The 16,712-nt window shown below is 68.2% G+C and carries 14 protein-coding genes; 11 read left to right on the forward strand and 3 right to left on the reverse strand.

What is annotated here, in order from left to right:
* Nucleotides 1–223: 223 nt before the first annotated feature.
* From rplU to proB, 5 genes are all read left to right on the forward strand, one after another.
* A complete protein-coding gene (gene rplU / locus LGY53_RS13475; protein ID WP_167473222.1) occupies nucleotides 224–535 on the forward strand; it encodes a 50S ribosomal protein L21 in 312 nt (103 codons plus the stop codon).
* 31 nt (nucleotides 536–566) lie between these two features.
* Nucleotides 567–833 (forward strand): 50S ribosomal protein L27, encoded by a 267-nt coding sequence (gene rpmA / locus LGY53_RS13480; protein WP_167473223.1) that lies wholly within the window; start codon nucleotides 567–569, stop codon nucleotides 831–833.
* Between the two features lie 120 nt (nucleotides 834–953).
* Nucleotides 954–2,405, forward strand: a complete 1,452-nt coding sequence (obgE, locus tag LGY53_RS13485; protein WP_225727018.1) for a GTPase ObgE — start codon at nucleotides 954–956, stop codon at nucleotides 2,403–2,405.
* A gap of 2 nt (nucleotides 2,406–2,407) precedes the next feature.
* Nucleotides 2,408–2,878, forward strand: a complete 471-nt coding sequence (locus LGY53_RS13490; protein WP_225727019.1) for a hypothetical protein — start codon at nucleotides 2,408–2,410, stop codon at nucleotides 2,876–2,878.
* Between the two features lie 14 nt (nucleotides 2,879–2,892).
* Complete coding sequence (gene proB / locus LGY53_RS13495) at nucleotides 2,893–4,029, forward strand: glutamate 5-kinase (RefSeq protein WP_225727020.1); 1,137 nt, start codon at nucleotides 2,893–2,895, stop codon at nucleotides 4,027–4,029.
* A gap of 556 nt (nucleotides 4,030–4,585) precedes the next feature.
* Here proB and LGY53_RS13500 read toward each other — a convergent pair.
* The 3 genes from LGY53_RS13500 to LGY53_RS13510 form a co-directional block, all read right to left on the reverse strand.
* Complete coding sequence (locus LGY53_RS13500) at nucleotides 4,586–5,830, reverse strand: hypothetical protein (protein WP_225727021.1); 1,245 nt, start codon at nucleotides 5,828–5,830, stop codon at nucleotides 4,586–4,588.
* A 187-nt stretch (nucleotides 5,831–6,017) separates the two neighbouring features.
* The gene (locus LGY53_RS13505; protein WP_225727022.1) at nucleotides 6,018–6,392 is read right to left on the reverse strand and encodes a hypothetical protein; all 375 of its coding nucleotides are present in this window, start codon (nucleotides 6,390–6,392) and stop codon (nucleotides 6,018–6,020) included.
* Nucleotides 6,393–6,475: 83 nt separating this feature from the next.
* Nucleotides 6,476–7,189 carry an ESX secretion-associated protein EspG gene (locus LGY53_RS13510; protein WP_225727023.1) on the reverse strand — a complete coding sequence of 238 codons (714 nt, stop codon included), beginning with the start codon at nucleotides 7,187–7,189 and terminating at the stop codon, nucleotides 6,476–6,478.
* 186 nt (nucleotides 7,190–7,375) lie between these two features.
* Here LGY53_RS13510 and LGY53_RS13515 point away from each other — a divergent pair, with 186 nt between their 5' ends.
* Genes LGY53_RS13515 through LGY53_RS13540 form a run of 6 tightly spaced genes read left to right on the forward strand, consistent with a single transcriptional unit; the run spans nucleotide 7,376 to nucleotide 16,711 of the window.
* Complete coding sequence (locus tag LGY53_RS13515; RefSeq protein ID WP_225727024.1) at nucleotides 7,376–10,108, forward strand: phosphoenolpyruvate synthase; 2,733 nt, start codon at nucleotides 7,376–7,378, stop codon at nucleotides 10,106–10,108.
* Entirely contained in the window at nucleotides 10,098–13,511 is a 3,414-nt protein-coding gene (locus tag LGY53_RS13520) for an AMP-binding protein (protein ID WP_225727025.1), read from the forward strand. The genes LGY53_RS13515 and LGY53_RS13520 overlap by 11 nt, the downstream gene beginning before the upstream one ends.
* Nucleotides 13,508–13,771 (forward strand): acyl carrier protein, encoded by a 264-nt coding sequence (locus LGY53_RS13525; protein ID WP_225727026.1) that lies wholly within the window; start codon nucleotides 13,508–13,510, stop codon nucleotides 13,769–13,771. The genes LGY53_RS13520 and LGY53_RS13525 overlap by 4 nt, the downstream gene beginning before the upstream one ends.
* Nucleotides 13,768–14,853 (forward strand): SDR family oxidoreductase, encoded by a 1,086-nt coding sequence (locus LGY53_RS13530; RefSeq protein ID WP_225727027.1) that lies wholly within the window; start codon nucleotides 13,768–13,770, stop codon nucleotides 14,851–14,853. The genes LGY53_RS13525 and LGY53_RS13530 overlap by 4 nt, the downstream gene beginning before the upstream one ends.
* Nucleotides 14,850–15,764 carry a nucleoside-diphosphate kinase gene (locus LGY53_RS13535; RefSeq protein ID WP_225727028.1) on the forward strand — a complete coding sequence of 305 codons (915 nt, stop codon included), beginning with the start codon at nucleotides 14,850–14,852 and terminating at the stop codon, nucleotides 15,762–15,764. Before LGY53_RS13530 ends, LGY53_RS13535 begins: the two co-directional genes overlap by 4 nt.
* Nucleotides 15,761–16,711: a ScbA/BarX family gamma-butyrolactone biosynthesis protein gene (locus tag LGY53_RS13540; protein ID WP_225727029.1), complete on the forward strand. Its 951-nt coding sequence runs from the start codon at nucleotides 15,761–15,763 to the stop codon at nucleotides 16,709–16,711. Before LGY53_RS13535 ends, LGY53_RS13540 begins: the two co-directional genes overlap by 4 nt.
* Nucleotide 16,712 lies beyond the last annotated feature (1 nt).

Genomic DNA, 16,712 nt, shown 5'->3' on the forward strand with positions numbered 1-16,712 from the left:
GGTGCCCGTCCTGTAATCTTGGACAGTCGCTGCCCGGTGACAGCATGTTCTGTCTTCGTGGCCCGGTTCTCGAATTCGCTCGATCCCGAGAGCCACCAGATGCCGAGGCGGCGGTAAATTACCAGACCAGTCGTGCGGCGGTTTCCGGTGGAATGATCCGGCCGGAAATGTCCGCCGCCAGCAAGTGCCTAGCACTACTTAGAGGAAGAAGGGCAGCCGACCGATGGCAACGTACGCGATCGTCAAGACCGGCGGAAAGCAGTACAAGGTCGCGGTCGGTGACCTGGTGAAGGTCGAGAAGATCGAGGGTGAGCCGGGCACCGCGGTGGCGCTGTCCCCGGTGCTGGTGGTCGACGGCGCCCAGCTGACCACCGATGCGGACAAGCTGGCCAAGGTTTCGGTGTCGGCCGAGATCGTCGACCAGACCAAGGGTCCGAAGATCCGCATCCACAAGTTCAAGAACAAGACCGGCTACCACAAGCGTCAGGGACACCGTCAGAAGCTGACGGTCCTGAAGGTCACCGGCATCAAGTAAGCGACTTCGAAAGTACGAGGAGACTCGAGCAATGGCACATAAGAAGGGTGCATCCAGCTCCCGGAACGGTCGCGACTCCAACGCCCAGCGACTCGGCGTCAAGCGGTTCGGTGGCCAGGTCGTCAAGGCGGGCGAAATCCTGGTTCGCCAGCGCGGCACCCACTTCCACCCCGGCGTGAACGTCGGCCGCGGCGGCGACGACACCCTGTTCGCCCTCGAGGCGGGCGCGGTCGAGTTCGGTTCCAAGCGGGGCCGCAAGACCGTCAACATCGTCGTCCCGGAGCCGGTCGAGGCCTGACCGCCGAAGCCACTCCGTAAGACTTAGAGCGGGTCAGGGTGCGAAACCCCTGGCCCGCTTTCTTTGTGCAGATAACAAGCCCTGAAGTACGACCACCTCGGAAGGAGGATGATTCGGCGTATGTCCAAGTTCATCGACCGTGTCGTGCTTCACGTGCGCGCCGGAAAGGGCGGCCACGGATGCGCCTCGGTGCATCGGGAGAAGTTCAAACCGCTCGGCGGTCCCGACGGCGGTAACGGCGGAAACGGCGGGGATGTGATCCTCGAGGTCGACCCGAATGTGCACACCCTGCTGGACTTCCACTTCCACCCGCACGCCAAGGCAGGCAACGGCAAACCCGGCGAGGGCGGCAACCGCGACGGCAAGATGGGCGCCGATCTGCTGCTGAAGGTGCCGGACGGCACCGTGGTGCTCAGCACCGACGGTGAAGTGCTCGTCGATCTGATCGGTGCAGGCAACCGGTTCATCGTGGCCAAGGGCGGCCGCGGCGGGCTCGGCAACGCGGCGCTGGCCTCGAAGGCGCGGAAAGCGCCCGGGTTCGCGCTGCTCGGCGAGGAGGGCGAGGAGCTCGATCTCGTCCTGGAGCTGAAGTCGGTGGCCGATGTCGGCCTGGTCGGGTTCCCGTCGGCGGGCAAGTCGTCGCTGGTTTCGGTGCTGTCGGCGGCCAAGCCGAAGATCGCGGACTATCCGTTCACCACGCTGGTGCCGAATCTCGGCGTCGTGGCCAGTGGTGACACCACATTCACCATTGCCGACGTGCCCGGCCTCATCCCCGGCGCCAGCGCGGGCCGCGGGCTCGGACTGGACTTCCTGCGGCATCTGGAACGCTGCGCGGTGCTGGCGCACGTCGTCGACTGCGCGACGCTGGAACCCGGCCGGGATCCGGTGTCCGACGTCGACGCGCTGGAGGCCGAACTCGCCGCGTACAAGCCCGCGCTGAACGCCGACGCCGGTCTCGGCGATCTGGCCGATCGGCCGCGCGTGGTGATCCTGAACAAGACCGATGTGCCCGACGCCCAGGAACTCGCGGAAATGGTTGCCCCCGAGTTCGCCGAGCGCGGCTGGCCGGTCTTCCAAATCTCCGCCGTGAGCCGGGCCGGCCTGCGGCCCTTGACCTTCGCGCTCGCGGATCTGGTGCGCCGGTATCGCGAGGAACATCCGAAGGCGGCGCCGAAGCGTCCGGTGATCCGGCCGATCGCGGTGGACGAGACCGGTTTCACGGTGCTCACCGATCCGGAGGAGCCGGGCGGGTTCATCGTGCGCGGCGTGCGCCCCGAACGCTGGGTGCGCCAGACACAGTTCGACAACGACGAAGCCGTCGGCTACCTCGCCGACCGGTTGGCCCGCCTCGGTGTCGAGGATCAATTGGTGAAGATGGGCGCCGAGCCCGGCGCACCGGTCACCATCGGCGACGTCACCTTCGAATGGGAGCCGCAGATCTCGGCCGGTATCGATATGGTGCCCACCGGTCGCGGAACCGACGTTCGCCTCGAGCAGAGCAATCGGACCAGCGCGGCCGAGCGCAAACACGCGTCGCGGGTGCGGCGCGGGCTGGTCGACGAGGAGGAATAGCAGTGGCGGGCTGGACGCCGGGAACTGTTGGTGCGCAAGGGCTTTCGGAGGAGCTGCGGAGCCGTCGACTGGCCAGCGGCTGGGTGCTGCGCGACCATGTCGCCGCGCCCGTGCAGGCGGTGCTGGAGTCGACTCGTGGGCGTTCCGTGCGCCGGTTCGACCGGGATGCACGCGCGGTGGACTCGCGGTTCGCCGAACGGCTGAGCTCGGGCTGGGTCGTGCGTCAGACGGATTCCATTGCGGCGCAGTCTATTCGGCGAGTCGGATCGCCGGGCAGTCGGCGCGCCGAGTTCGTGATGGGTGCGCCGTTCGCTGGTTCGTCGAGCTCCGGTGATGTGCTGGAGGATTCGGCTGTTGCGCGGCGTCTACCGGATGGTGGGCGCGGAAATGGATTCGACGCGCCCGGTGGCGGCGTCGCAGGAGGGTTCGGCCGGGGTATGTCCGGCGACGAGACAGATTCCGCTGCGGTGTAGGGAGTTCGGTGGCGATGCGGGCGAATGTGGATGAGGCCGAGGCGGATTCGCTTAGTGAGGCGCGGCAGGCGATCGCCTCGGCGCGCAGCGTGGTGGTGAAGATCGGTTCGTCCGCGTTGACCAGCCTGAAGGGTGGGCTGGACACCGACCGGCTCGACCGGCTCGCCGATGCCGTCGAGGCGCGGATGCGCGCCGGATCCGATGTGGTCGTCGTCTCGTCCGGTGCCATCGGCGCCGGGATTGCGCCGCTCGGATTATCCAGCCGCCCAAAGGATCTGGCCACCAAGCAGGCGGCGGCCAGCGTCGGGCAGTTGGCCCTCGCCCATGCCTGGGGCACCTCGTTCGGCCGCTACGGCCGCACCGTCGGACAGGTGCTGCTGAGCGCGGGCGATTTCGCCCGCCGGGAACACCACCGCAACGCCCAGCGCACCCTGGACCGGCTCCGCTCGCTCGGCGCCGTCGCCGTGGTGAACGAAAACGACACCGTCGCAACGGAAGAGATCCGATTCGGCGACAACGACCGGCTGGCCGCGCTCGTCGCGCACCTGGTCGGCGCCGACGCGCTGGTGCTGCTGTCCGATGTCGACGGCCTGTACGACAGCGATCCGCGCAAAGGCGCCGCCAACTTCATCCCGGAGGTGCGCGGCACCGCCGACCTGGACGGCGTGATCGCGGGCAGCGGCGGCGCGCTCGGCACCGGCGGCATGGCATCCAAATTGTCCGCCGCCCGGCTGGCCGCCGACGCGGGCGTCCCCGTGCTGCTCGCCGCCGCCACCGCGGCCGCGACCGCGCTCAGCACCGGCACCGTCGGCACCGCGTTCGCGGCGCGACCCACCCGCATGTCCGCCCGCAAATTCTGGGTGCGCCACGCCGCCGACAGCCGCGGCGCGCTGCTCATCGACGAGGGCGCCGTCCGGGCCGTCGCGGGCTGCCGCCGCTCCCTGCTCGCCGCGGGCATCACCGGCCTGCGCGGCAAATTCTCCGGCGGCGACGTCGTCGACCTGATCGCCCCCGACGATCGCATCGTCGCCCGCGGCGTCGTCGAATACGACAGCACCGAACTCGAAGGCATGTTGGGTCGCTCCACGGCCGAACTTCCGGAAACCATGCGCCGCGCGGTAATCCACGCCGACGACCTCGTAAAGGTCTGAACGCGAGGCCGGTCCCCGGTTCGGGGAGGTGTCGGTGCGTCAGGTGGGTTGTCGCGCCGCTACGACGACGTAATCGCCCGAGGTAGGCGCGTGGTGCGTTGGCATGTGGTGCGGCGGTTTAAATCTGGGCTGCCGGACCCGTTGTCGGAAGACACGCCGCACGACACGCCGCTGGTTTTTATGAAGGGGGTGTGGCAGTTGCGAACGGGGTGTGGCAGCGACAACGTGCGCGGAGTGTGGGGCTCGCATGGTGTGAACGTTACCGCCGCATATCAACGCACCACGGGCCTGCCTGGGGCGATCACGTCGTGGTAGCGGCGCAACCAACTGCTCGTCGCACCGATTTCTCCGAGCCGGATGCGAACAGTGGTGCCCGCGAACATCATTCGCGTGCGGGGCGGTTTGCGGTCAACTCGGGATGCCGCCGGGTTGGTCGGTGTCACCGCGGATGACTCTGTACCCGTCTAGGTTTCGGCTTCTCGTATGGGTTGCTGCGTGCGCTGGAAGCCAATTGCTATGCCGGAACCGGGGTTTCGGTGCCCTGAGGTGCGTCGGGTCAGCTCGGGATGACGCCTGGTTGGTCGGTGTCGCCACGGGGGGTGTTTCGGTCTGCGGCTGGGATGGGGCCGGTTATGCCGGGTTGGCCGCCGGGGTCGGGGAGTGGGGCGGGTTGGCTCGGGGGCGGGATTACGCCGGGTTGGCTCGGTTGGGTCGGCGATTGGCTGGGCGGGACCGGGGCCGGTTGTGGTGGCGGCGCTGGTTGTTGGGTTGGTTGCTGTGGTGGGGGTGCCGGTTGTTCGGTTGGCGGTGCTGGTTGTTGAGTTGGTGCGGGCTGCTGTGGTGGTGGTGCCGGTTGGTCGGTTGATGGTGCTGGCTGTTGAGTCGGTGGGGCCGGCTGCTGGGTTGGTGCCGGTTGTTCGGTTGATGGCGCTGGTTGTTGAGTTGGTGCGGGCTGCGGTGGTGGTGCCGGTTGGTCGGATGGGGCCGGTTGCTGTGTCGATGGCGCCGATTGGGTTGGCGGCGTTGGCTGTTGAGTGGAGGGCGGTTTAGGCGACTCAGTGGAGGGAGCCGTTGGTGGAACCGGTTGGGGGGTTTGGTCTTTGGGGTGTGGGGTGGCCTGGTCCGGGACGGGTTGGGGGGTCTGGGTTTCCGGTGGGGGCGGGCCCTGTTGCGGACGCTGTGGTTGCTGATCCCGTTGCGGTGGTGCGGGTTCGGGTTGCTGCGGTTGGGTTCTGGGCTGGGGCGGGGCCGGGGTGGTGTCGGGGCCGTTGGGCGGGGCGGGCAGGGCGGGTACGCCGGTGCCAGCGAGGGTGTAGGCCGGTTTGTAGATCATGTTCATGGCGAGCACGGCCTCTTGGCGCAGCGTCTCCTGCGCCATCTGCGCATCGATGACGTGTGCGGCCTCCAGCAGTTGCGCTATCGCGCCGATCGGGCCCGTATTGCCCGGCGGCGCGACGGCGATCTTCACCGTCTCGGCGGCCGCGGCGACCGCGCCGAGGCGCGCGCCGACCTGGCCGAGTACCGCGGTGAGTTCGTCGACGGAGGCGGCGAAGCTGCGGGTGCTCGCGTATGCGGCGTCCGCCGCGGCGCCCTGCCAGCCCGTCGCGTTCATCACTCGGTCGGCGCCGCCGCGGGTGAGTGGGAAGGAGGTGGCGAGCGTGCCCGCGACCTCCACCCAGGCGGCCGAGGCCTTCAGGATTTCCGCGGCGTCGATCTGCTGGGTCTTGGCGTAGATCTCCTCGTGCGTCAGCGATTCGAAGTGTTCCATCGAGCTGATGTAGGTGGGGTCCGTTCCGGTCATGACCGCACCCCACGGCTGATATGCCTTGTGCGGGAGTCCCATTCGGCGGCTGCGCGGTCCAGCTCGCCGCCTGGCCGTGCTGTCGTCGCCGCCGATACAAGCCCGGTATCGGCTCGTCCGACGAGCTGGGCCACGGACACATCCGGCCGGACTTCGACGCAGGGCCTATGGGCGCCCGGCTCCGCGTTCATCGGGGCAACCTCGACTGCACGGCGCGCAGCGCGGCTGCGTTGGCGGCGTCGGCCTCCTCGTACAGCCCGGCGCTGAGCAGGAACGCCTCCTTCATCCGGTACGCGGCCTCGATGTACCGGTCGAGCAGTGCGGCGGCATCGCGCGCCTTGTGCCCGAAACCGGCCTGTAGCTGCTGCGCTGAGACGAAGCCGCCGAAACCTGTGAGATCCGAGACGGATTCGAGCCGCTGCCGCAGGTAGTGCAGCTGTTCGGCCTGGTTTTCGTACATCTGCGCACACCGTCGCGCCGCGGCCGGATCGAATTGCACACCGCCGCTTTGCACCTGGGCCTTGAACCGGGCGATGTCGGCGCGGCTGGTCTCGATCGTCATGGTGCACCCCTGAATCGGTCGGTCCGCTCAGCGTAGCGGGAAGCCGAGTGTCCGGTCAGCAATAGTTCTCCGTTATGCGTTCGTCAGCGGACCTGTGCTGGAATGCGTTTCTGGAGTTGCGCGGCTATCTGTTCGGCGGCCGCCGGGACGATGTGCACCTCGGCGCCTGCCCGGAGTAGATAGCGCCCGTCGCCTTTGACGTCGATCCAGGTGTAGTGGACCGGTGGTTGCGGTGTCGGTTGGTCGAGCCGCGATTCGATGCGGATATGTCCTTCTGCCGTATGCGGTTTCAGGAGCAGCCGCCGAATCAGCTGGGCCGCGCGCTGATCCGCGGTCCGGTCGCCGTCGTCGTGCACCGCGGATGTCGCGGCAGCTCTGGCCGGTTCGTGTCCCGGCGGCGTCTGCGGCAGCATTGCCGCGATACGGACGCCGAGTTTACCGCTGTGGCCGATCGAAATCCGCACCCGCCCACCGTAATCCGGTGAACCACCGGGCTCCTGCACGGCGAGCACGGCGTGATCGAAGATGGCGCAGGCCAGCATTCGCAGCTCGGTGCCGGGCCGGTGGCCGCCGCCGACCGCGACGATTCTGGTGTGCGGCCGGGCCAGGATGCGCAGGCATGCGGTCAGATCCGGATCGCCGCCGAGCGGTAGTCGCTCGGCGAGTTGGGTGCGCAGCTTCTCGGCCTCGGTGTCGGTGCGCGGCGTCTCCAGAATCCGGATCGGATACGGGTGCCGATCGGTGTCTGTTTCCCGCCAGATGTGGGCGAACTCGTCCGGGGTGAAGGTCCAGCTCACCGTTAGATCACATCCTCACCGCACCCACGAACTCGGACTAGCGTAGCTGTGATCCCGCCAGGATTACCGGCTAACGCAACGGTGAATTCTGGGATATATCCAAACAACCCCTTTGGTTATCGCTTGTCACACGGGCCGGGACACCCTGTCCCTGCCCCGGTTATCAGGGGTGATGGGAGTGTGTTTGTGCAGGTACTCGGAGCGTGGACCGATAGCGAGACATTCGCCGCAGTCGCAGGTGGCAAGGCACGCGGTCTGCACGCGCTGCACAACGCCGGATTCCGGGTCCCGAACTGGGCCGTTCTGGGCACCGACGCGTTCACCTGGTTCCTCGCCGAATACGATCTGACCCGGGCTGTGATAAACGTCACGACCGCCGAAGATCTCGAAACCGCGCTCGCGGCGGCCGCCGAATTGCGCGCCGAAATAGCCGGTGCGGAGCTGCCACAGGCTATCCGCGAGCTGATCGGCGCGGCCTACGAACGGATCGGCGGCGGCGCCATCGCGGTCCGCTCCTCGGTGGTCGCCGAGGACGGTGCCGGGTATTCCTATGCGGGACAGTTCGATTCGTACCTGAACGTGCACGGCGCCGATGCGGTGGCCGAGCGGGTGCGCGACTGCTGGATCTCGGCGTTTTCGGAGCGGTCGCTGCGCTATGCGTTCGCACATGGTCAGCCGCGGGCCACCGCGGCCGCCGTAGTGCTGCAGCGTTTGGTGCCCGCGCGGGTGAGTGGGGTGTTGTTCACGGCCAACCCGGTATCGGGCGCCGCCGACGAACTGGTGTTGAGCGCGGTGTACGGGCTGGGTGAGGGACTGGTATCCGGCTTCGTCGACGCCGATTCGGTGATCGTCGACAAGGCCTCCGGTGTGGTGACCGATACCGTGGTCGGGGACAAGGACCGCAGTTATCTGCCCGCGGCTGGCCAGGGAAGTGAAGTGCGGGAGGTGGATTCGGCGCTGCGCGAGCGAATAAGCCTGTCCGACAGTGAGATCGCCGAGCTGGTGGCGATCGGCCGCAAACTGGAGGACGGTTTCGGCGCGCCGCAGGATGTGGAATGGGCCATCGACGACGACGGGATCTGGTTGCTGCAGTCGCGCCCGATCACCACGGCGATCGGCGCGCCCGTCGACGCGATCATCATGGGCGCGGGCGAGGACGTGCCCGACGGTGAACTGCGAATCTGGGATAATTCCAACATCATCGAAAGTTTCAGCGGCATCACCTCGCCGCTCACCTACACCGTCGCGGCGGATATCTACGGCCGGGTGTACCGGGGATACGCCGAGTCGCTGCGGGTGCCCGCCGCCCAGCTGCGTCAGACCGATAGCTGGACTCCGGTGCTGCTCGGTTACTTTCATGGACGTGTCTACTACAACCTGCTGCACTGGTACCGAATGGTCGGCATCGCGCCCGGCTACCCGCTGAACCGGCGGGTGCTGGAGGCGGCGCTCGGAGTAGGCGAACCGCTGTCGGCCGAACTCGCGAAAACGCTGCGCCCGTTCACCTTCGGCAATCCGCTGGCCCGGCTGCGGTCGCGGGCCGTTACCACGGCCACCTACCTGCGCAGGCTCAACGGTATCGACGATCTGGTCGAGGAATTCCTCGACGATTTCTACCGGGTGTACGACGAATACGACGCCATCGACTACACAACGATTTCCGGCGCGCAGGCGTACGCCGCGTACCGGCGGGTGGACCGGGATCTGGTGCGGCGCTGGGGACCGCTGATGGTGCTCGACGCGATTCTGTTGACCACCACCGGATTACTGTTCGCGCTGACCAAACTGCTGCTGCCGAAGGCGCCGGAATGGTTCATGTACGCCATCGTCGGGCCGGGCGCCGATGTGGAGTCGGCGGAGCCCGCCCGCGCGATGACGGCGCTCGCCGCGGCGGCACACGCCGATCCCGAACTGACCGCACTGGTGAATTCGACGGCGCCGGAACGGATCTACGCCGAGCTCCAGCGCACCGGACGGACCGAATTCCTGGCGCTGGTCGACGACTACCTGAACCGCTACGGGTACCGCAGCCTCGACGAACTGAAGCTGGAAACGCCGGATCTGCGCGAGGATCCGTCGGGTCTGTTCGTGATGCTGCGCAGCGCGCTCGGCCGGGCGGCCGATACGGCGCTGCCCGGCGCCGAACCGGTGGACCGGCGCGCCGAGGCCGAAGCCTATCTGGACGAGCGGCTGCGCGGCTGGCGGCGGCGCGTCTATGAACGGTTGCGCGGCAAGGTTTCCCGGTGCGCGGGTCATCGCGAGCGGCTGCGCTTCTGCCGGACCAGGGCTTTCGGCATGGTGAAGCGGATGCTGCGGACGATGGGCCGAGATCTGGTGGCGCGCGACATGATCGACGATTTCGCCGATGTGTTCTATTTGACCATCGATGAATTGCGCAACTGCTACGACGGCGCGGAAGCGGCGGAGCTGCGCCCGCTGATCGTCGCGCGTAAACGCCAGCGCGCCAAGGATGCCGGGCTGGTCGCGCCCGCGCGATTCGTCACGCACGGAACATCCTTCGGCCGGGCCGAACTGGCCGAGCAGGGGTGGGTGCCGATCGCCGATACCCCGGCCGCCGAGGCGGGCACCGTGCTCACCGGAACGCCGTCCTCTGCCGGAACGGTCGAGGGGATCGCCGTCGTCGTCGACGAGCCGCGCGACGTCGCGGGCGGCATCTTGATCGCCTATCGCACCGACCCCGGCTGGGTCGCCGCGCTGCCGTCGGCGACCGCGCTGATCATCGAGCGGGGCAGCCCGCTGACCCACGTCGCGATCGTGGCGCGGGAACTGGGCGTGCCGACCGTGGTTCAGGTCCCCGACGTCACCCGGAAGATACGGACGAATATGCGAATCAGAGTCGACGGCGCCGCCGGAACGGTCACCGTGCTGTCCGAAGGAGATGATCGCGATGACCTATGAGCGCGATGTCTCGACGGTCCGGCAGTGGCTGGCCGATCCGGCGCAGGACGCCGGAATCTACCTCGCCGACGAGGCCGACGGCTGGGCGTACCGCAGTTATCGTGAGCTGGCCGATACGGCCTGGTCCATCGCCGCGTTGATGCGGGCGCGCGGCATGTCGGGCGGCGACGGCGTCTGCGTCATCATGCCGACCGGATTCACTTGTGCCGCAGCGTTTTACGCGGTCTGGGCGGCGGGCGGGGTATTCACGCCGGTGGCGCCGCCGATGTTCGGCGATCTGCAACAGATCATCGCCCATATCGCGGGCATCGTCGCGCGGGCGCAGCCTCGGCTGGTGGTGACCTCGCCGGAATTCGCCGACCTGGTCCGGCGGGCGGTCACCGAGGCGGGCCGGACGGACGAGCCGCTGATCGTCGACGCGGCCGCACTGGCCGCCCCGCCCGTGGACCGGACCTTCGGCGAACCGGCCGAATGCGCGCTGCTGCAGTTCACTTCGGGATCGACCGGCAGCCCCCGCGGGGTCCGGGTGAGCTGGCACAACCTGGCGAACAACATCGATATGATCTCGCGCCTGATGGGTTGGCGGCCCGGCGATACCAGCGTGTCCTGGCTGCCGCTCTATCACGACATGGGTTTGGTGGGCGCGTTTCTCACCACCGTGACCAATCAGGGCGACCTCTACCTGATGCGCCCCGATCAATTCGTCCGCGACCCGGCGCGCTGGCTGCGGGCGATGGCGCACGCACAGCATTCGCCGTCGCCATCGTTCGCGCTCGGCTACGTGGCGCACCGGGTACGTCCGGAGGAGATCGCCGACCTCGACCTGTCCGGTTGGCGCACCCTGGCGGTGGGTTCGGAGCCGGTGGAACTGGCCGATCTGCAATCGTTCGCCGAACTCACGGGGCCGCAAGGCTTCTCGACCAGCGCGTACACCCTGGCCTACGGGCTGGCGGAGGCGACGTTGATGGTGACCTCCTCCTCGCGCACCGAACCGGTGACGGCGCTGCGCATCGATAACGCGAAATTGCGCTTCGGCGAACCGATCACGGTGCTCGACGAGCGACGCCTCGGCATCGGCGGGCCGATCGAGGGTCCGGGCTGGATCACCGGGCTCGGCTATTCGACGCCCGAATCCACCGTGCGCGTGGTGGACGAGGACGGGAACGAACTGCCCGACGGCACGCTGGGCGAGATGGTGGTGATCGGCGATTCGGTGGCATTGGGCTACACCGGTGACGCGACCGGTGCCACCGCCATCACCGACGGCAAGCTGTTCAGCGGTGACGCCGGATTCCTGTACCGCGGTGAGGTTTTCGTACTCGGCCGGATGGGTACCAGCCTGAAGGTGCGTGGGCGTTCGGTATTCATGGAGGACATCGAGTCGCGGGTGTCCCAGGAGACCGGCATCACCAAGGGCAAGCTGGCCGCCGTCGCGATCACCGAGGCGGCCGGGCAGGGCATCGCGCTGTTCGCGGAGGCCGCGTCCGGTGAGTGGATCGCCAAGGCGCGCGCCACCATTCGCGGTGAGCTCGGCCCGGCGCAAACCATCACCGTGGTGACCGGCCCGCGCGGGTTGATCCGGCGCACCTCCAGCGGCAAACCGCGGCGCAGGCATATGTGGCAGCTGTTCCGGGCCGGCGAGCTCGACGGTGCGGTGGTGCACGACGCCGAATCGGCGGCCGCCGTGCCCGAACCGGCGCTGCCGCTCGACCGCATTCACCAGCTGCTCGATATGGCCCTGGAAGACGTTGCGGTGCCGCAGGATTCGACGATCCTGTTCGAGGGTTCACTAGCCGAGGGTTTCGGCAATGCCGGATCGGATATCGACTTCCTGGTCCTGGTCGCGGGCGACGACGAGCTGCCGACGCTGCCGACGGTGCTGTTCCTCGACGGCCGCCGAGTGGAGGTGCGCACCCGGTCGCAGGCCCAGCTGCGCGGCCAGCTCGAACGGGTCGCCGCGGGCACGGATCTCGACGAGGACGTATTGAACCGGTGTCAGCGCTTCCTGCGCGCGACCGTCCTGCGGCCGGGTGCAGCGGATGTCGATGAGTTGCGGGACTTGCTGCCATACAACGAGTTTCGCGAGATAGTCGCGCGCTGGTGGCTCGATCGCGCGACGCAGGCCATGCGCTACGCGGTGGCTCTGCGGGCATTCGACGCACGGGCGGAGGCGGTCGGCTGGATCCGCGACGGCCTGCTGCAGGCCATGAAGGGGTGGGCGGCCCGGCGCGGCGAAACCTACCTGGAGACGAAATGGCTGCCGCAGCAGCTGGATCGGCTCGGCACCGACGAATTGATCTCGCGCTACCGGGAATTGAGCGATCCAGCCGCCTGGTCCGACCCGGACCGGAACTACGGTGAACCCACGCAGGGCATTCTCGGTGACGCGACGGCACGTGAACTGGCCGAACGGATTCCGTGGGAGCAGTCCTTCGAATTGGCGGCCGCGCTCGGCGTGACCGATGTCGCGGACGATCCGCACCAGGTGCTCTTCGCCCGGGTGCCCCGGGTCACCACATGGAGTATCGGTGGCCGCGTACATGTACTCCGGGACGACCGCGATATTTTCGCGCTGTCCGAGAAGGCGGGCCGGGCCTGGCGCGGTGTCGTCTTCCGGCACTCGCTGCGCGATGTGCTCGGGCGTGCGCCGGAGGACCACCGCGCGGAGCTGGCCGAATTCGTCCGGCTCGGCCTGGTCGGATTGCAGTGGCGCGGAGCCGGATTCGTGACGCCCGCGCTGGCCATGTGTAAGCCGGTGAAGCCGTATACCCCGGTGCCGTGCTCGGTGATTCCGGCGCTCGGCGTCGCGGGCGCGGCCCGTGACGGCGCCATCGCCACCCTGTCACCGCTGCCCGCGGACCGTTTCACCGGCTGCGCGCTCGATCTGGTCTGGTCGAATGTGGTGCTGGAGAACGCCAGGGAGGATCTGGCGGGCGCGGTGAAGGACGGCCAGGGCGAGGTGGCCGATATCGCGGCGCATCGGCTCATCGCCATGACGGTGCGAATGGTTTTGTCCGCTTACGGAATTCACCCGCTGCCCGCGGATCTCGCGCCGGTGGAAACCCTGCGCAGAATCCTCGGCGGCGGCGCTGACGAACTTCTGGTGTGCTTGGAAACCGCCGAGCGCCAACGATTCACGGAACTCATCCGATCCGGCGTCGGCACCGATGCGGCGATCGTCGCACTCGACGATCTGGTCGCCCGGGTCCGAAAGCTCGCGGGCGGCGCGGACTTCCCCGCCTCCTTCGATTCGCGCGAGCAGTGGCGGCGCACGCTCGCCATCGGTTACGACTGGCTGCGTCTCGCCGGATACCTGAATAGCGAACTGCCGCTGGACGAGGCCAGGGACCTGTTGAGTTCCGGTGGGCAGCAACCACATCTGCGTCGAGAGGGGTCGTCATGACGGCGGACCGGGTACGCGGACTGATCTCGGCCATGGCCCCCGACCGCGGGGTTCCGGTCGAGGACGGCCGCAGGCTGATCGAGGACCTCGGATTCGATTCGCTGCGCCTGATGGAGCTGACCGTGGTGTTGGAGCGCGCCTTCGACCTGCCGCGCTACCGGCCCGAGGAGCTGATCGGCGTGCGCCGGGTCGGCGATGTCGTCGAGCTGATCGCGGGCAGCCTGCGGGCGAAGGATGAGTCGAGCGAGGTGCGGGCATGACCGAGCGGGATACGGTATTGCTCACCGGCGCAACGGGTTTGGTCGGGGCCGAGGTGATGGCCCGGTTGTCGGCGGCCGGTCGGCCGGTGGCTGCGGTACTGCACAGCAATGGCCGGATCGTGCGTAACGACGGCACCGTATTGGTGGCGGGCACTGCGGTGGCGGGCGATATCCGCGCACCAGGCTTCGGCCTCGCCGAGCGTGACCTCACGGACCTGGCCGACCGGGTCGGGATCATCGTGCACTGCGCGGCCACCACCGCATTCGACGCGCCCGCAACGGATTACGAGCAGCTGAATGTCGACGGCGCGGCCAACGCCGTCGCGCTGGCGCTGCGCTGGGGCGTGCCGCTGGTGCAGGTGAGCACCGCGTACGTGTGCGGTATGCGCGGCGGTGTCATCGCCGAGGACGAACTCGACGCGGGCCAGACATTCGGAAGTGCGTACGAGGAGAGCAAGTTCCGCGCCGAACAGCTGGTGCGCGGTGCGGCCGGGCTGCGGTGGGCCATCGTGCGTCCCGGCATCGTCACCGGAGCCACCGGCACCGGCGTGATCCGCGAATACAAGAACCTCTACACCGTGGTGAAGCTGATGGTGGAGGGCAAGCTGCGGTCGCTGCCCGGGCGCTACGACGCGACGCTGTCGCTGGCCCCGGTGGACCACGTGGCCGACGTGATCGCCGCGGCCGTACTGGATTTCGATTCGGCGGAGGGACGGACCCTGCACGCGCTCGGCCGGGATACCCTGTCGCTGCGCGAGGTATCGGATGTACTTGCCGAGTATCCGTCGTTCGCGGTGGCCACCTTCGTCCCGGAGGCCACCTTCGACGAGGCGGCGCTGGATTCGATCGAGCGCGAGTACTACCGCCGCATCGGCGTGCTCTACACGAGTTATTTCAAGCGGCGGTTGACGTTCGAGACCGCCCGCGCGCAGGTGCTGCTCGGCAGGCCCGCACCGGCCACCGGCAAGGACTATCTGCGGCTGCTGCTGGACTACTGCCTGGAGTCGGGATACCTCGGAGCCCCGCTGCCGTCCATCGAGGATGTGCTGGCGGGCAACGACTTCGGGAGCGTGCCGCGATGACCGATACGGTGCGGGAGCTGCTCGCGACGCTGACGCCGCAGGCGGAGAAGGTGGACGCGTACGTCGCCGACACCTATCTGCTGGAGATGGTGGACCACCTGGACCGGCTCGGCATCGACCCAGCGAAATTCGGCAGGCAGCATTCACTGCTGCTGCTCAAACCGGACGCGATCGTCGCCCGCGCGGTGGAGCCGACACTGGAGTGGTTGGCGGACAACGGATTCCAGGTAGTTGGTGCCGAACGGGTCGCGGTGAACCGGCATGTCGCGCGGGCGCTGTGGTATTTCGCGTGGAATATCGCATCGCCGGAACGCAGGCGGCTCGCCGATCTGCTCGTCGGCATTTCGGATGTGCTGGTGCTGGTGGTGCGGGCCGCCGATGCCGAACTGCCGGTGTCGGTGCGGCTCACCGAGGCGAAGGGGCCGACCGATCCGCGCAAGCGGAAGCCGGGTGAGCTGCGCCATCTGCTCGGCAGGCACAGCTACCTGCTGAACCTGGTGCATTCGCCCGACGATCCGGCCGATACGCTGCGAGAATTCGCCATCTACTGGGATGAGCCGCGCCGCCGCGAGGTGATCGCGCGGGCCGAGGCGGGCGCGGACGGCACGGCGCGGGCCCGCGAGATCGCGGCCGAACTGTACGCGGGCACACCGGCCCGCAGCTTCGATCGGGCTGATGCGCTGGAGCGGATCCGGCGCGATATCACCGATGGGGGCGCACCGGTTCCCGCCGACCTCGAATCCGATGCGGACTGCGCGCGGTTGCTGTACGACGCGTGGGCGGCCGGACAGCAATTGGATCCGTGGTCGGTGCTGGTGCTGGGTTCCCATGTGCTTCCCATGCGAATCGGAACCGGGCCGCAGACCCTGCGGCCGGTTTCCGCGAAAGAGTGGTTGGAGGGCCCTCTATGACGGCAAGTGTCGGCGCGGCAACGCATCTGCGCACGATCTCACGCGAATTGGCGCACCGGTGCGCGGTTTCCGAGGTGTTCGTCACCTCGCTGGATGACGCGGGCTCCGGCGAATTCGTGGTCGGAGCCCAGTTGCCGCGCATGCACGCCTACTACGGCGATCATGCGGGATCGCTTGCGGCCCGCCATGATCCGCTGCTGGTGATGGAGGCGGCGCGGCAGGCGGCGCTGGCGGTGAGCCACGAATTCTTCGGTGTGCCGCCGGAGATGGCGTTCATCGTGCGCACCTTCAACGGTGCGGCGTCCGACGGCGCGGTATGGGAGATCGGTTCGGCCCCGGCGGATCTCGTGATGTCCGTGCGGGCGCCGCGGCAGCATCGGCAGGACGGCGTGCTGCACGGGTTGGATATGGTGCTCGATATCGAATGCGATGGCACGCCGATGCTGACCGTCGACGGTTCGTTCTCCTGGACCACGCAGGCGCGGTGGGCGCGGTTGCGCTCGGGCTTCCGGGAAAGCCTCGGGCTCGGCCCGTTCCGCGGCGCGGCGGCACCTGCCGAACAGGCCGTCGCGGCGACGGTCTGGCGGGAGAACCGGCGCAACGTGGTGATCGGGCCGCCGTCCTCGGCGGCCGATGGGTCCGCGGCGGCGGTGATCGTGGCCGATACGACCCATCCCTTCCTGTTCGACCACCAGCTCGATCATGTGCCGGGCAGCCTGCTGCTCGAGGCATGCCGTCAGCTCGGGCTCACCCTCGTCGGCGGCGAATCGCCGCGATTGGCCGGTATCGCAAGCACTTTCGACAAGTTCGTGGAGCTGGACCTGCCGGCCGAATGCCGGGCGGTGGTCGCCGAACGCGAGGTCGGGCGGACATTGCTGCACTGCGAGATCCAGCAGGCGGGCGCGATCACCGCCCGGATCGAACTCGAATTCGCCGAGGGGGCATAGC

Origin of the sequence: Nocardia sp. JCM 34519.1, assembly GCF_020361265.1 — a bacterium.
Lineage (GTDB): Bacteria > Actinomycetota > Actinomycetes > Mycobacteriales > Mycobacteriaceae > Nocardia > Nocardia arthritidis_A.

Coding starts and splice junctions, on each gene's coding strand:
- rplU (WP_167473222.1), top strand. CDS start 224: ATGGCAACGTACGCGATCGTCAAGACCGGCGGAAAGCAGTACAAGGTC.
- rpmA (WP_167473223.1), top strand. CDS start 567: ATGGCACATAAGAAGGGTGCATCCAGCTCCCGGAACGGTCGCGACTCC.
- obgE (WP_225727018.1), top strand. CDS start 954: ATGTCCAAGTTCATCGACCGTGTCGTGCTTCACGTGCGCGCCGGAAAG.
- proB (WP_225727020.1), top strand. CDS start 2,893: ATGCGGGCGAATGTGGATGAGGCCGAGGCGGATTCGCTTAGTGAGGCG.
- LGY53_RS13500 (WP_225727021.1), bottom strand. CDS start 5,830: ATGACCGGAACGGACCCCACCTACATCAGCTCGATGGAACACTTCGAA.
- LGY53_RS13505 (WP_225727022.1), bottom strand. CDS start 6,392: ATGACGATCGAGACCAGCCGCGCCGACATCGCCCGGTTCAAGGCCCAG.
- LGY53_RS13520 (WP_225727025.1), top strand. CDS start 10,098: ATGACCTATGAGCGCGATGTCTCGACGGTCCGGCAGTGGCTGGCCGAT.
- LGY53_RS13525 (WP_225727026.1), top strand. CDS start 13,508: ATGACGGCGGACCGGGTACGCGGACTGATCTCGGCCATGGCCCCCGAC.
- LGY53_RS13530 (WP_225727027.1), top strand. CDS start 13,768: ATGACCGAGCGGGATACGGTATTGCTCACCGGCGCAACGGGTTTGGTC.
- LGY53_RS13535 (WP_225727028.1), top strand. CDS start 14,850: ATGACCGATACGGTGCGGGAGCTGCTCGCGACGCTGACGCCGCAGGCG.
- LGY53_RS13540 (WP_225727029.1), top strand. CDS start 15,761: ATGACGGCAAGTGTCGGCGCGGCAACGCATCTGCGCACGATCTCACGC.